At 67.7% G+C, this 12,674-nt stretch carries 13 protein-coding genes; 4 read left to right on the top strand and 9 right to left on the bottom strand.

All coding sequences use genetic code 11. The annotated features are described in order from the left end of the window. Nucleotides 1-27 precede the first annotated feature (27 nt). A complete protein-coding gene (locus AC07NY_RS21305; RefSeq protein ID WP_492286139.1) occupies nt 28-351 on the bottom strand; it encodes a hypothetical protein in 324 nt (107 codons plus the stop codon). A gap of 301 nt (nt 352-652) precedes the next feature. On the opposite strand from AC07NY_RS21305, the gene AC07NY_RS21300 reads away from it, so the two are divergent. Together AC07NY_RS21300 and AC07NY_RS21295 are read left to right on the top strand one after the other, a co-directional pair. Continuing rightward, complete coding sequence (locus AC07NY_RS21300) at nt 653-2,092, top strand: DHA2 family efflux MFS transporter permease subunit (protein ID WP_494585458.1); 1,440 nt, start codon at nt 653-655, stop codon at nt 2,090-2,092. 36 nt (nt 2,093-2,128) lie between these two features. Then, nucleotides 2,129-2,749 (top strand): hypothetical protein, encoded by a 621-nt coding sequence (locus AC07NY_RS21295; protein ID WP_494585457.1) that lies wholly within the window; start codon nt 2,129-2,131, stop codon nt 2,747-2,749. Between the two features lie 7 nt (nt 2,750-2,756). On the opposite strand, the gene AC07NY_RS21290 is transcribed toward AC07NY_RS21295, so the two are convergent. The 3 genes from AC07NY_RS21290 to AC07NY_RS21280 are packed head-to-tail and all read right to left on the bottom strand — an operon-like array spanning nt 2,757 to nt 4,889. Next, complete coding sequence (locus tag AC07NY_RS21290; RefSeq protein ID WP_494585456.1) at nt 2,757-2,990, bottom strand: hypothetical protein; 234 nt, start codon at nt 2,988-2,990, stop codon at nt 2,757-2,759. Between the two features lie 38 nt (nt 2,991-3,028). Further along, nucleotides 3,029-3,763 carry an RlmE family RNA methyltransferase gene (locus tag AC07NY_RS21285; RefSeq protein ID WP_494585455.1) on the bottom strand — a complete coding sequence of 245 codons (735 nt, stop codon included), beginning with the start codon at nt 3,761-3,763 and terminating at the stop codon, nt 3,029-3,031. A 10-nt stretch (nt 3,764-3,773) separates the two neighbouring features. Beyond that, nucleotides 3,774-4,889, bottom strand: a complete 1,116-nt coding sequence (locus AC07NY_RS21280) for a Ppx/GppA phosphatase family protein (protein WP_492286144.1) — start codon at nt 4,887-4,889, stop codon at nt 3,774-3,776. A gap of 220 nt (nt 4,890-5,109) precedes the next feature. Here AC07NY_RS21280 and glpK point away from each other — a divergent pair, with 220 nt between their 5' ends. After that, a complete protein-coding gene (gene glpK / locus AC07NY_RS21275) occupies nt 5,110-6,612 on the top strand; it encodes a glycerol kinase GlpK (RefSeq protein WP_494585454.1) in 1,503 nt (500 codons plus the stop codon). Here the strand turns inward: glpK and AC07NY_RS21270 are convergent. The 5 genes from AC07NY_RS21270 to AC07NY_RS21250 form a co-directional block, all read right to left on the bottom strand. Further along, nucleotides 6,604-7,770 carry a Gfo/Idh/MocA family protein gene (locus tag AC07NY_RS21270; protein ID WP_494585453.1) on the bottom strand — a complete coding sequence of 389 codons (1,167 nt, stop codon included), beginning with the start codon at nt 7,768-7,770 and terminating at the stop codon, nt 6,604-6,606. The two genes, glpK and AC07NY_RS21270, sit on opposite strands and share 9 nt — an antisense overlap. A gap of 65 nt (nt 7,771-7,835) precedes the next feature. Then, the gene (locus AC07NY_RS21265) at nt 7,836-8,798 is read right to left on the bottom strand and encodes a substrate-binding domain-containing protein (RefSeq protein WP_494585452.1); all 963 of its coding nucleotides are present in this window, start codon (nt 8,796-8,798) and stop codon (nt 7,836-7,838) included. A 26-nt stretch (nt 8,799-8,824) separates the two neighbouring features. Further along, a complete protein-coding gene (locus AC07NY_RS21260) occupies nt 8,825-9,838 on the bottom strand; it encodes an ABC transporter permease (RefSeq protein ID WP_494585451.1) in 1,014 nt (337 codons plus the stop codon). Continuing rightward, nucleotides 9,825-11,333 carry a sugar ABC transporter ATP-binding protein gene (locus AC07NY_RS21255; protein ID WP_494585450.1) on the bottom strand — a complete coding sequence of 503 codons (1,509 nt, stop codon included), beginning with the start codon at nt 11,331-11,333 and terminating at the stop codon, nt 9,825-9,827. The genes AC07NY_RS21260 and AC07NY_RS21255 overlap by 14 nt, the downstream gene beginning before the upstream one ends. Beyond that, nucleotides 11,330-12,298, bottom strand: coding sequence for an ROK family protein (locus tag AC07NY_RS21250; protein ID WP_494585449.1), 969 nt, complete (start codon nt 12,296-12,298; stop codon nt 11,330-11,332). The genes AC07NY_RS21255 and AC07NY_RS21250 overlap by 4 nt, the downstream gene beginning before the upstream one ends. On the opposite strand from AC07NY_RS21250, the gene AC07NY_RS21245 reads away from it, so the two are divergent. Beyond that, complete coding sequence (locus tag AC07NY_RS21245) at nt 12,218-12,589, top strand: hypothetical protein (protein WP_494585495.1); 372 nt, start codon at nt 12,218-12,220, stop codon at nt 12,587-12,589. The genes AC07NY_RS21250 and AC07NY_RS21245 overlap by 81 nt on opposite strands. Nucleotides 12,590-12,674: the final 85 nt, after the last annotated feature.

Genomic DNA, 12,674 nt, shown 5'->3' with positions numbered 1-12,674 from the left:
GGCGGCGCCGTTTCCTTGCGTCGGCGGCTATCGGATGGGTCGCGTGGCCGCGGGCTGGGCGGGTGCATCCGGCGCCACGCCGAAGCAGCCGGCCTCGAAAATGGTCCGGCCGGCCGCATTGGCCATGCGCTGGCAGGTCTCGAGACGCAGGCAGGCGTCATAGCGCAGGCCTTCGCCGCCGCTGTTGGGAATGGTCTTGAACTGGCAGCTGGCCTGCCAGCCGCCGGAGGCGGCCGCGGCCGCGGCCGACGCAGGCGCCCATGCCAATCCTGCCGCGAGAGCAAGCCCAAGAACGGACAGTCCAGGCGCTGCATGGTGTGCGGCGGTGAAAATGGATGAGACGGTAGTCATGGCGCTTCTCCAGGGATTGACGACGCACGCCCCTCGCGCCGGCCCGGCACGACCGGGCACGATGGAGATGGTGCTGGCGAGAGGCTCGAAGGAGTGACGTCAATGCATGGCGGCGTTGTGCGTGTCGCCGGGCCATATCCCGTGCGCATGGCGGAAGCGCGCCGGCAGCGGGCAAATCGGGCACCGCAGCGCGAATTCGCGCTCGTCACTCCCAATGCATCGGATTAATAGCCGAGCTTATGATTTCAAACGCGCCTAATTGACCGGGCGTGGAAGGTCCAAAGTCCCAAGGTCCGAAGACTTGCAGCGCTCCAAACTCCTGCCCCTGATCGTCGCCTGTGCGCTCTTCATGGAGAACACCGACTCGACGGTGATCGCGACCTCGCTGCCGGTGATCGCCGCCTCGCTCGGCGAGGATCCGATCGCGCTGAAGCTGGCGCTGACCTCCTATCTCGTCAGCCTCGCCGTCTTCATCCCGATTTCCGGCTGGATGGCGGACCGCTACGGCGCCCGCACGATCTTCCGCTCGGCGCTCGTCGTCTTCATGCTCGGCTCGATCCTTTGCGCGGTGTCGAGTTCGCTCGGCGCCTTCGTCGGCGCGCGTTTCATCCAGGGCATCGGCGGAGCGATGATGGTGCCGGTTGGGCGCCTCGTCATCCTGCGCAGCGTCAGCAAGTCCGAGATCGTCGGTGCGCTCGCCTACCTGACGATTCCCGCACTGGTCGGCCCCGTGGTCGGGCCGCCGCTCGGCGGCTTCATCACCACCTATTTCGATTGGCGCTGGATCTTCTTCATCAACATCCCGATCGGCCTGATCGGCATCGTGCTGGCGAGCCTGTTCTTCGAGGATATCCGCGAGGAAGATGTCGCCCCGCTCGACGTCAAGGGCTTCCTGCTGTCCTCCTTCGGCTTCGCCAGCCTGATGCTGGGCCTGGCGACCGGCGGGCGCCATCTCGTGCCGCAGGTCGTGTCCTATGGCTGCGTGCTGGCGGGCGCAGCAGCCCTCGTGGCCTACTGGTTCCATGCCCGGCGCGTACCTTATCCGGTGCTCAACCTCGCGCTGTTCCGAATTCCGACCTTCCGGATCGGCGTGATAGGTGGCTCGATTTTCCGGACCGGAATCGGCGCGATTCCCTTCCTGCTGCCCTTGATGCTGCAGCTCGGCTTCGGGCTCGATGCTTTGCAGTCAGGTCTGATCACCTTCGTCTCGGCGGCCGGTGCGCTGATCATGAAGACGCTGGCGCGAACCATTCTGGCGCGCTTCGGCTTCCGCCGCGTGCTGATCGCCAATGCCGTGATCGGCGCGGCCTTCCTCGCGGCTTCCGGCCTGTTCACGCCGACGACGCCGCACGCGATCATGCTCTCGGTGCTGCTGATCGGCGGCTGCTTCCGCTCGCTGCAATTCACCGGCATCAACGCGCTGAGCTATGCCGATGTCTCCAATCGCGAGATGTCGAGCGCGACCAGCCTGTCGAGCGTCGCCCAGCAGCTTTCGCTCAGCATGGGCGTGACGATCGGTGCCTTCGCGCTGGAGAGCGCCAACCTCCTCCATGGCGGCAAGGCGCTGGGCGCGGGCGATTTCTGGCCGGCCTTCCTGATCGTCGGCCTGATCTCGGCATCCTCGGCGTTCTGGATGATGCGGCTCGCCCCCGATGCCGGCGCCGAGGTCTCCGGCCATGTCCCGGTCAGCGCGCGCAAGGTCACCGCCGAAGCGATCGCCGATCAGAAGCCGCTCGAATAGCTTGTCAGCCCGGGCGGCTTGCCGCAGGGTCAGGGCATGCAGGCTGAGCCCGCGCCCTCGAACGAGACGCGCTACACGCTCTGCGTCGGCGACGGCGCGGCCCGGCTGAAACTCGCCGAAACCGAACTGACGCTCAGCGACGAAGGCATCGCCTACGAACTCGACGGCCGCTCCGGCTTGCGCGCCTTCGGCAAGCTGACCGGCGTACGGCTACAGGCGGTCAATGGTGGACCGCGATCGCCTTGGGAAGCGCTGGCCGAGCTGACATTTTCCTCCGGCCGGCCGCTCTTCGTCCATTCGAGCAGCCCTTGGGGCATCGACGATCCGAAGCGCGACACGGTCTTCATCGCCTTCATCGAAGACCTGCACCGTCGCCTCGTGGCCGGCGGGCACGGCCACGTCGCGTTCCGGCGCGGCATCCCGGAAGGGCGACATCGCTTCCTGATCGTGGTCGCGCTCATCGCCGCCGTGGTCTTCGGCGGTGCTGGGTTGATGGTTCTCTATATCGGGTTGAGCGGGAGGGCCGGGTTCTTCGAGGTCATCGGACCGCTCATCGGCGTCGGCGGCTTCGGCTTCTGGATCTGGGCCTCGGTCGTGAAGAGCGCGCCGGGAACTTATGACCCGCGCCATCTGCCGCGCGATGTCTTTCCGGAGTGACGGCGGCTTAGAACCCGCAGGCGAGGCACTCGGCGCCGTCGACCGTGCGATACTCCGCCTTCCAGTAATGCGGGTCGTTCAGCGCGGCATAGGTGACGCCGGGCGGAGCGGGATAGCGCTTTCGGAAGGGGCGGGCGAGCTGGACGAAGAGCCGGCAATCCGGCGGCCAGTCGCCAACGCTCAGGATGGAATTTCCCCGCGCGAGCTCGGCGTCGAGAATCACCTGAAGCGCCGGGATCATGCATGGAACAGGCGGCGCCACCGCGTCCCCGCTATCGGTCAGGCGTTCTCACCTTCCGGCCGCTGCTGCCGGCGATAACCGGTTGCGAGGACGTAAAGCTCGGAGGAATCGGCGCGGCTCGCAGCCGGTTTGACGTTGCGAACGAGCGTGAAGTCGCGCTTCAGCGTGGCGAGAAGCTCGGCGCTGTCGCCACCCTGGAACAGCTTGGCGAGAAAGAAGCCGCCCGGCGCCAGCACGTCATGAGCGAATTCGATCGCGGCCTCGGCGAGCGCGATGATCTTGAGATGGTCGGTCTTCTTGTGGCCGGTGGTGTTGGCGGCCATGTCCGACATCACGCCGTCGGCGCGGCCGCCGAGACGCTCGGTCAACAGGGCAGGCGCTTCATCGGCCATGAAATCGAGCTGGATCAGGTCGACGCCGGGGATCGGGTCGACGGCCAACAGGTCGATGCCGACGATGTATCCCTTGCCTTGCTCAAGCCCGATGCGTTTGGCCGCGATCTGGCACCAGCCGCCCGGCGCACAGCCGAGATCGACGAGCCGCTGCCCGGCTTTAAGGAACTTGTAGCGGTCGTCCATCTCCTCGAGCTTGAACGCCGCACGCGAGCGATAACCCATCTCCCGGGCCCGCTTCACATAGGGGTCGTTGAGCTGGCGCTCGAGCCAGAGCTGCGAGGAATGCTTGAGCTTGCCGGCCTTCTTGACCTTGACGCGCATGTCGCGCGCGCCGGCTGGCTTGCCGCCGGTGTTGCCGCCCGATTTTCCGGTGCTCATTGTATCGAACCTATTTCCGCCGCCACCAGGCGCGGTCCTCATGCATCATGCGCAGCAGGATGCCCTCGCGCAGGCCGCGATCGGCGATACGGACGCGCTCGCTCGGGAACGCACGGCGGATCGCCTCGAAGATCGCGCAACCGGCCAGCACCAGATCGGCACGCTCACGGCCGATGCAGGCATTCGCCGCTCGGGCGGCATAGTCCATCTCGATGAGGCGGTCGATCACCGCGAGGATGTCGCGCTGATGCATCCACAGCCCGTCGACCTCGCGCCGGTCATAACGCGGCAGGTCGAGATGGATACCGGCGACCGTCGTGACCGTGCCGGAGGTGCCGAGCAGGTGGAAGCTGCGGGCGTCGCGGGCGCCCGCCGCCTTCTTGGCGAAGGGCGCGAGCGCCTGCGTGCAATCCTCGACCATCTTCTCGAACAATTCGCGGCTGACCTCGATGCCGCCATAGCGCTCGGCCACCGTGACGACGCCGATCGGCAGCGAGGCCCATTCGCGAATGCGGGCGGCGGGGTCGCGCGCCTCGCTGCGGCCGCCGAGCCAGACGATCTCGGTCGAGCCGCCGCCGATATCGAAGACGATGACGCTTTCCGCCGCCGGATCGGCGAGCGCCGCACAGCCGGAGACGGCGAGCGCCGCTTCCGTGCGCTGGTCGATGACCTCCAGCGCGAGTTCCGCCTCCGCCGCGACGCGGCGGATGAAGTCGAGCCCGTTGGTGGCGGCGCGACAGGCTTCCGTCGTGACGAGGCGGGCGCGGGTGACGCCGCGATTCGCCATCTTGCCGCGGCAGATCTTCAGCGCCTCGACGGCGCGGTCCATCGCGGCATCGCCAAGGCGGCTGCTCGCGCCCAGGCCTTCGCCCAGGCGCACGATGCGGGAGAAGGCGTCGACGACGCGAAAGCCATGCTGCGCCGGGCGGGCGATCAGCAGGCGGCAGTTATTGGTGCCGAGATCGAGCGCGGCATAGGTCGCGCCCGGCGGGCGGGGGGCAGGCTGTCCAAAGCTCTGGAACGACGCACCAACCGGGATCGCGCCGTTCCGTTGCGGATCGGCGTCATGTCTCTGCGGTCGCGCAATAGGCGCGACATCCCGTTGTTGCCGGTCCTCGACCGCCACTGATTCAACCTCTCAACCTGTCCGATGCCTGGGGCACGGACAGGGGCCGCGACCCGGCGCGGCCCTGCTTCATGATGAGCTAACTACAGGGCGCGCGACATGCCAAGCGGAACCTTGCCGGCTGGGAGACTTGCCGCACATTCGCATGGGACGCGGCTTGCGCCCGGACCGGCTGATCGGCCAGTCTCCGCCGACCAATGAGACCGGGCAGGGAACCGACATGGCCGCCAGACATATCCTCGCCATCGACCAGGGCACGACCTCGTCGCGGGCGATCCTGTTCGATGCGTCGCTCGGCGTGGTGGCCAGCGCCCAGCGCGAGTTTCCGCAGCATTTTCCGGCCTCCGGCTGGGTCGAGCACGAGCCGGAGGATATCTGGGACAGCGTGCTGACGACCGCACGCGAGGCCATCGCCAAGGGTGGCCTGAGTGCGGCGGAGATCGCCGGAATCGGCATCACCAACCAGCGCGAGACGACGCTGATCTGGGATCGCCGCACGGGCCGGGCGATCCACCGCGCCATCGTCTGGCAGGACCGGCGCACGGCGAAGGCCTGCGCGAATCTCGTCGCCGCCGGCCATGAGGACCTCGTCGCCGAGCGCACCGGCCTGCGCATCGATCCCTATTTCTCCGCGACCAAGATCGCCTGGCTGCTCGACAACGTGCCGGGCGCGCGACGCCGGGCGGAAGCCGGCGAGCTCGCCTTCGGCACGATCGACTGCTTCCTGCTCTGGCGTCTGACCGGCGGGGCCGTGCACGCGACCGACGCCACCAATGCCGCGCGCACCATGCTGTTCGATATCGGCCGCGGCGTCTGGGATTCGGACCTGCTCGACCTGTTCGGCATCCCGGCCGCACTGCTGCCGCAGGTGCGCGACTGCGCCGCGCATTTCGGCGACACGGCGCCGGACCTGTTCGGGGCGTCCATTCCGGTGCGTGGCATCGCCGGCGACCAGCAGGCGGCGACGATCGGGCAGGCCTGCTTCTCGCCCGGCATGGTGAAATCGACCTATGGCACCGGCTGTTTCGCCCTGCTCAATACCGGCGACACGCCGGTCCGCTCGAAGCATCGCCTGCTCAGCACCGTCGCCTATCAGCTCGGTGGCAAGCGCACCTATGCGTTGGAAGGCTCGATTTTCATCGCGGGCGCGGCGGTGCAATGGCTGCGCGACGGGCTCGGCATTATCGAAAAAGCGAGCGAGACCGGGCCGCTGGCGGAGGCGGCCGATCCCGAGCAGGACGTCTATCTGGTGCCGGCCTTCGTGGGCTTGGGCGCACCGCATTGGGACGCCCATGCGCGCGGCGCAATGTTCGGCCTGACCCGCAACTCCGGGCCGCGCGAATTCGCGCGCGCTGCGCTGGAAAGCGTCTGCTACCAGACGCTCGACCTGATCGAGGCGATGCGGGCCGACTGGCCGGAAGCAGGCGCCGGGAAGCAATCAGTCCTGCGGGTCGATGGCGGCATGGTCGCCTCCGACTGGACGATGCAGCGCCTCGCCGACATCCTCGACCTGCCGGTCGACCGGCCGAATGTGCTGGAGACGACGGCGCTCGGCGCGGCCTATCTCGCCGGGCTCGATGCCGGCCTGCTGCCGGAGCCCGATCGTTTCGCCGATCTATGGCGCCTGGAGCGGCGCTTCTCGCCGGCCGTGGCCGCCAGCGAGCGCAAGCGCAAGGTCACGGGCTGGCGCGACAGCGTCAGGCGGACGCTGAGCTCAACCTGAGAAGGGCAGCCAGCGCCGCTCTGCCGAGGACGCCACCGCGCATTCGATGAAGCGCACGCCGCGCGCGCCGTCGCCGACCGTCGGATAATCGGCATCGAGCGGATCGGCCGCCGTGCCGGCCTTGCGGGCGCGGATATCGGCGAAGACGCCGCGATAGATATTGGCGAAGGCCTCGATGAAGCCCTCAGGATGCCCCGCCGGAATGCGTCCGGCGCGTCGGGCCGATTCGCAGAGCCACGGAGAGGCGCGCGTGAAGATCTCGGTCGGCCCCTCGCGGCGATGATGGACGAGCCGGTTCGGCTCCTCCTGCCGCCATTCCAGCGTGCCGTTCTCGCCGGAGACGCGCAGGCGCAGGTCGTTCTCCAGCCCGGCATTGATCTGGGAGGCGACGAGGACGCCGCGCGCGCCGCCCTTGAAGCGCAGCAGCATGCTGGCATCGTCATCGAGCGCGCGACCGGGAACGAGCGCTCCGAGGTCCGCGACCAGCTCCTCGATGCCGAGTCCGGTCACGGTCGAGACGAGGTTTTCGGCATGGGAGCCGATATCGCCGAGCGCGCCTGCGATGCCGCTGCGGGCCGGATCGGTGCGCCAGCTCGCCTGCTTGTTGCCGGTCGCTTCCAGCGCGGTGGCGAGCCAGCCTTGATTGTACTCGACCACGACCTTGCGGATGGCACCGAGTGCGCCGGAGCGCACCATCTCGCGTGCCTGCCGGACCATCGGATAGCCGGCATAGTTGTAGGTAACGCCGAAGACCGTTCCGCGCTCTGCGACCGTCTCGACCAGCGTCGTGGCCTGCGCGCCGGTATGGGTCAGCGGCTTGTCGCAGACGACATGGAAGCCGGCTTCCGCGAAAGCCTGCGCGATCGGGAAATGCGTATCTGTCGGCGTGACGATGACGACGAGATCGACGCGCTCTGCCGCCGGGCGGGCGAGCTCGGTTTCAAGCAAAGCCTGCCAGCTCGCGTGATTATGCGCATCGGTGAGACCCAGCGCGCGGCCGGATTCGCGGGCCCGCTCGGGCGTCGACGAGAGTGCGCCCGCAGCCAGTTCCGCCTGCCCGTCGAGCGCGATGGCATGGCGGTGCACGGCGCCGATGAAGGCATCGCGGCCGCCGCCGATCATGGCATAGCGCAGCCTTGGCGCGTATTCGTCGTTCATCGCGTGACCTGATGCTCTCGGAGATGCGGCCGCCGCCGGAGCGGCGGCCGATGGGTTTTGTCCGCTCAGAACGGCGAGTCGGGATAGTAGAAGTCCTTGGCGTTGCTCTTGTCGATCAGCACCGAGGGAATGATCGTGGTCGCCGGCAGCTTCTCGCCCTTCAGGCGAGCTTCCGCCGTCAACTTGATCGATTCATAGATGAATTTCGGCGAGTAGCTGACATTGGCCTGAATGCGCGGGTCCTTGTTGTCGAGGATGACTTTGACCATGTCCTTGGCCCCGGCGCCGCCGAAGATCACCTTGATGTCCTTGCGTCCGGCCTGGTCGATAGCGCGGATCGCGCCGAAGGCCATGTCGTCATCGGCCGCCCAGAAGGCGTCGATATCCTTGAAGCGGGTCAGGAAGTCCTGGGTGACCTTGTAGGCATCGTCGCGGTTCCAGTTGGCGTATTTCGCGTCGAGCAGCTTGATGTCGGGGTGGCCCTTCAGCACGCCGTTGAAGGCATCCATGCGCTCGTTGTCGAGCGTGGTCGGGATGCCGCGGAGCGCCACGACATTGCCTTTGCCGCCGAGCGTCTTGGCGATGTACTCCGCCGGGATCTTGCCGAAGGCGGTGTTGTCGCCGGCGACATAGGCATCCTGCGCCGAGGTGTCGGTCAGGCCGCGATCGACCACAGTCACATAGGCGCCCTTGGCCTTCACATTGGCGACCGGCCGGGTCAGCGCCGCCGATTCGAAGGGGAAGACGACGAGCGCGTTGATCTTGCTGACCGTGCTCAGATCCTGGAGCTGGTTGGCCTGTTCGGTCGCGTTGGCGGCGGTGCGGATCGTGATCTTGAGGTCCTTGTGCTTGGCCTCGAGATCCTTCTTCGCCTGGTTCGCCCAGTAGTTGATGCCGCCCATGAAGCTGTGCGTCGCGGCGGGGATGGACACGCCGAGATGGACGGGCTCGGCGGCGGCACTTGTCGCCGCGAAGGCGAGGCCCGCGGCGGTGGCAAGCATGAGGCTGCGTCTGGTCTGCATGGACATCGCTTCTCTCCCTGTATGGCCCACCTTCAGCGGCGGCCTTTCTGCAAAAACGCGACGGTGATGATGACGAAGCCTTGCACGGCGGCGTTGAGATAGACGCTGATCAGGCTCGTCAGGTTGAGGATGTTGCTGATCACCGAGAGCAGGATCGCGCCAATGACCGTGCCGGTGATGCTGCCATGGCCACCTTTCAGCGCCGCCCCGCCGACGATGACCGCGGCGATCGCCTCCAGCTCCCAGAGCAGGCCGGTGGTCGGCGAGGCCGAGGCCAATCGCGGCACATAGAGTAGCGTGGCAACGCCGACGCAGAGCCCGAGCAGCATGTAGGTCAGGATCTTGACGCGCTCGACATCGACGGCGGCATAGCGTGCGACGGTCTCGTTGGAGCCGATCGCCTGGACATGCCGGCCGAAGATCGTGCGGTTCAGGATGAGTGCGCCCAAGAGCGCGACAAGCAGGAAAACCCAGACCGGGATCGGCACGCCGAGGACGCTGCCGTAATAGACCGGCGCGTAGAGATCGGCCAACGCGTTGTCGAGGGTGAGCGCGCCGCCATCGGCGAAATAGGTGAGGTATGCCCGGTAGATGCCGAGCGTTCCTAAGGTGACGATGAAGGGTTCGATCCGTCCCTTCGCGATCAGGATGCCGTGCAGCAGCCCGAAGACGCCGCCGAGCACGACCGCGAGCGCGGCCCCGCCGATCACCGCCATCAGCGGCGAGCCGAAGGCCCCGGCCGCCCAGTTGATGAAGAGGATGACGCAGCCGGCGATCAGCGCCGCCATCGAGCCGACCGAGAGGTCGATCCCGCCGAGGATGATGACGAAGCACATGCCGACGGCGATGATGCCGATGAAGGCGGTGCGGGTGAGCACGTTCAGCGCATTGTCGAGCGTGGCGAAATCGCTGTTGAGCGCAGCACCGGCCGCGCAGAGCAGCACGAGGCCGATGATGGGTCCGAAGGCGGCGATGCGGTCGCCGAGCGGCGTGGCTGCCTCGCGGGCGCGGCCCTCGGCACGCTGGACGGCTTCAGGCTGCGACATGGCGGGTCCCCGTGGCATGGGCGATCATCGTCGCTTCGGTCATCTCGTCGCCCTCGACCGTCGCGACGATCCGGCCCCCGCGCATCACCGCGACGCGATGGGCAAGGCCGATCAGCTCGATCAGCTCCGAGGAGATGACGATCAGGGCGAGCCCTTGCGCCGCGAGCTTCTGGATCAGGAAATAGATCTCGCGCTTGGCGCCGACATCGACGCCGCGCGTCGGCTCGTCGAGGATCAGTACGCGAGGTTCCGGGTGCAGCACCCTGGCGAGCGCAAGCTTCTGCTGGTTGCCGCCGGAGAGCGAGGCGGCCTTCATGCCCAGCGAGCCGGCCCGGATGCCGAACTCGCCGACGGCGGTTTCGAGCGCGCGCTGCTCCGCCTCATGGTCGAGCAGCGGTTTGGCGTAGCGTTCGAGCGCCATCAGCGTGAGGTTCGGCCGCAGCGGGAAGTCGATATGGAGGCCCTTGCCCTTGCGGTCCTCGCTCAGATAGGCGAGCCCGTGGCGGGTGGCATCGCGCGGCGAGTTGAGCTGAATTGGCTTGCCGTCGCGCCGGATCGTGCCACTGGCCGGCCTTAGACCCAGAATGCCCTCGAAAAGCTCGGTGCGTCCGGCGCCGACCAGCCCGGCGAAGCCGAGGATTTCGCCCGGCCTTACCGCAAACGCGATGTCGCTGGCCCAGCCCGGCACGGAGAAGCCCTCGACCGCGAGCGCCGGAGGCAACGCGGGGTCAGCGACAATCTTCTCGGGGAATAGGTCTGCGATCTCGCGCCCGACCATCATCGTCGCCATGGCGTGGCGGGTGAGCGAGGCGGTCGCTGCACGTCCGACGAAACGGCCGTCGCGCATGACGATGACCTCGTCGGTGATGCGCTCGACCTCGTCGAGCTTGTGCGAGATGTAGACGACGGTGATGCCCTCGGCCCGCATCCGCTCGATCAGGGCGAAGAGCCGGCCGGCCTCGGAGGGCGTCAGCGTCGCGGTCGGCTCGTCCATGATCAGCAGCCGGGCTTTTCGCGAAAGCGCCTTGGCGATCTCGACGAGCTGCTTCTCGGCGACGATCAGGCGCCGCACCGGCGTATCCGGCGCCCGTGCCAGCCCGACCTGGGCGAGCGCAGCCTCGGCTTCGCGGCGCATGGCGTCCTCGTCGAGCAGCCAGCCCTTGCGGCGCTCATGGCCGAGGAAGATGTTGCCGGCGATGGTCAGGTCCTCGGCCAGATTGAATTCCTGGTGGATCAGGACGATGCCCTTGGCCTCGGCAGCGCGTGAGCCGGCGAAGGCAACCGGCTCGCCGTCGATCAGGACACGGCCCTCGCTCGGCTGCTCGTAGCCGGAGAGGATCTTCATCAAGGTCGACTTGCCGGCGCCGTTCTCGCCGAGCAGCCCGTAGACCTTGCCGGGTTCGAGGTCGAAGGAGACGCCGTGCAGCACCTCGACCGGGCCGAAGCGCTTGACGATGCCGTCGAAGGCGACGGCGAGGCCTACGGTCGCGCTCATGCCGGGCCTCCGCTGCGCAGCGCCTCGCGCATCGCGAGCACGCCAGCGCCGATCAGCCCGGTCTCGGGGCCGAGCGGGGCGGAGGTGATCTCGAGATGGCGGGTCGAGAGGGCGAGCGAGCGCTGGCTCACACTCTGGCGGATCGCCGCGAGGAACATCGGGCCGATCGCTGAGACGCCGCCGCCGATGAAGATATGCGACGGGTTGTAGAAATTGACGAGCGCGGCCAGCACCTGGCCGATCAGCCGGCCGGAGCGGCGCACGATCGCGTCGGCCTCGGCATCGCCGGCCCGGCTGGCGGCGCCGATATCGGCAGCCTCCAGCAGTCCCTTGGTGGCGAGGCGCCCGGCCAGGGCAGGGCTGCGTCCGGATTGGGCGGCTTCCAGTCCCATGGCGACGATGGCGGGGGCGGCGGCCATCGCCTCGACGCAGCCGCGATTGCCGCAGCGACAGAGCGGGCCCTCGGGGTCGGCGCAGATATGGCCGATATCGCCGGCCGAGCCGGTGGAGCCACGATAGAGCTCCCCATGACAGACGATGCCGCAGCCGATGCCGGTGCCGACCTTGATGACGAGGAAATTCTCGATCTGCTTGCGCTGGCGCCAGAGCACGCCGAGCGCCATCAGGTTCACATCGTTATCGACGAAGATCGGCGCATTGGTGATCTCGCGCAGGTCTTCGCGGATCGCATAGCTGTCCCAGCCCGGCATCAGCGGCGGATTGACGAGCTGGCCGGCGGCGAAATTGACCGGGCCGGGCACGCCGATGCCGACGGCGAGCACGCGGTCGGGGGCGATGCCGTTCTGGGCGAGCATCGCCGGCAGCAAGGCGCGAAGACGGGCCATGATCGGGCCCGGGCCGGCCTGGACATCTGCCTCCTGTGCATGGCGTGCGATGATGCCGAGATCCGGGCGGAGCAGCGCGATATCAAGGCTGGTCGCGCCGATATCGATGCCGACGAGCACGCCGATGCGGCGATGGACGCAGAGGGTCTCGGGGCGGCGCCCGCCGGTGGAATGCTGGACGCCGGCCTCGTCGAGCAGGCCTTCCTCGATCAGCCCTGCGGCGATCGCATTGGTCTTGCTGCGCGAGAACTGCAGGCTATCGGCGAGCGCATGGCGGGCGGCGCCGCCGGACCAGAAGGTGGCCTCGAGCAGCGCGAGCTCATCCGGGCTCAGCCTGTGCCAGGGCAGGGCGATCGCAGCCTCCTGTCGTTTCCCGCTCGGCCTTGTGGCGGCCGTTGCGATGCAGGCTAGGGGACGGCCTCGAAACGGCTCAAGACCGAACTTCAGCCTAATTCAGGCGGAAGTTAAATTGAAGGCGAGGCGGAGATCGAACGCT

It is taken from the genome of Allobosea sp. GW821-FHT09G06, from assembly GCF_059416005.1.
This window is presented reverse-complemented; position numbering and strand designations above follow the sequence as displayed.

What these genes read in the sequence shown, in the direction of transcription:
- AC07NY_RS21260 (WP_494585451.1), bottom strand. Translation starts at nt 9,838, where the DNA reads ATGTCGCAGCCTGAAGCCGTCCAGCGTGCCGAGGGCCGCGCCCGCGAG.
- AC07NY_RS21265 (WP_494585452.1), bottom strand. Translation starts at nt 8,798, where the DNA reads ATGTCCATGCAGACCAGACGCAGCCTCATGCTTGCCACCGCCGCGGGC.
- AC07NY_RS21270 (WP_494585453.1), bottom strand. Translation starts at nt 7,770, where the DNA reads ATGAACGACGAATACGCGCCAAGGCTGCGCTATGCCATGATCGGCGGC.
- AC07NY_RS21245 (WP_494585495.1), top strand. Translation starts at nt 12,218, where the DNA reads ATGGCGTGCGATGATGCCGAGATCCGGGCGGAGCAGCGCGATATCAAG.
- AC07NY_RS21295 (WP_494585457.1), top strand. Translation starts at nt 2,129, where the DNA reads ATGCAGGCTGAGCCCGCGCCCTCGAACGAGACGCGCTACACGCTCTGC.
- glpK (WP_494585454.1), top strand. Translation starts at nt 5,110, where the DNA reads ATGGCCGCCAGACATATCCTCGCCATCGACCAGGGCACGACCTCGTCG.
- AC07NY_RS21290 (WP_494585456.1), bottom strand. Translation starts at nt 2,990, where the DNA reads ATGATCCCGGCGCTTCAGGTGATTCTCGACGCCGAGCTCGCGCGGGGA.
- AC07NY_RS21285 (WP_494585455.1), bottom strand. Translation starts at nt 3,763, where the DNA reads ATGAGCACCGGAAAATCGGGCGGCAACACCGGCGGCAAGCCAGCCGGC.
- AC07NY_RS21255 (WP_494585450.1), bottom strand. Translation starts at nt 11,333, where the DNA reads ATGAGCGCGACCGTAGGCCTCGCCGTCGCCTTCGACGGCATCGTCAAG.
- AC07NY_RS21305 (WP_492286139.1), bottom strand. Translation starts at nt 351, where the DNA reads ATGACTACCGTCTCATCCATTTTCACCGCCGCACACCATGCAGCGCCT.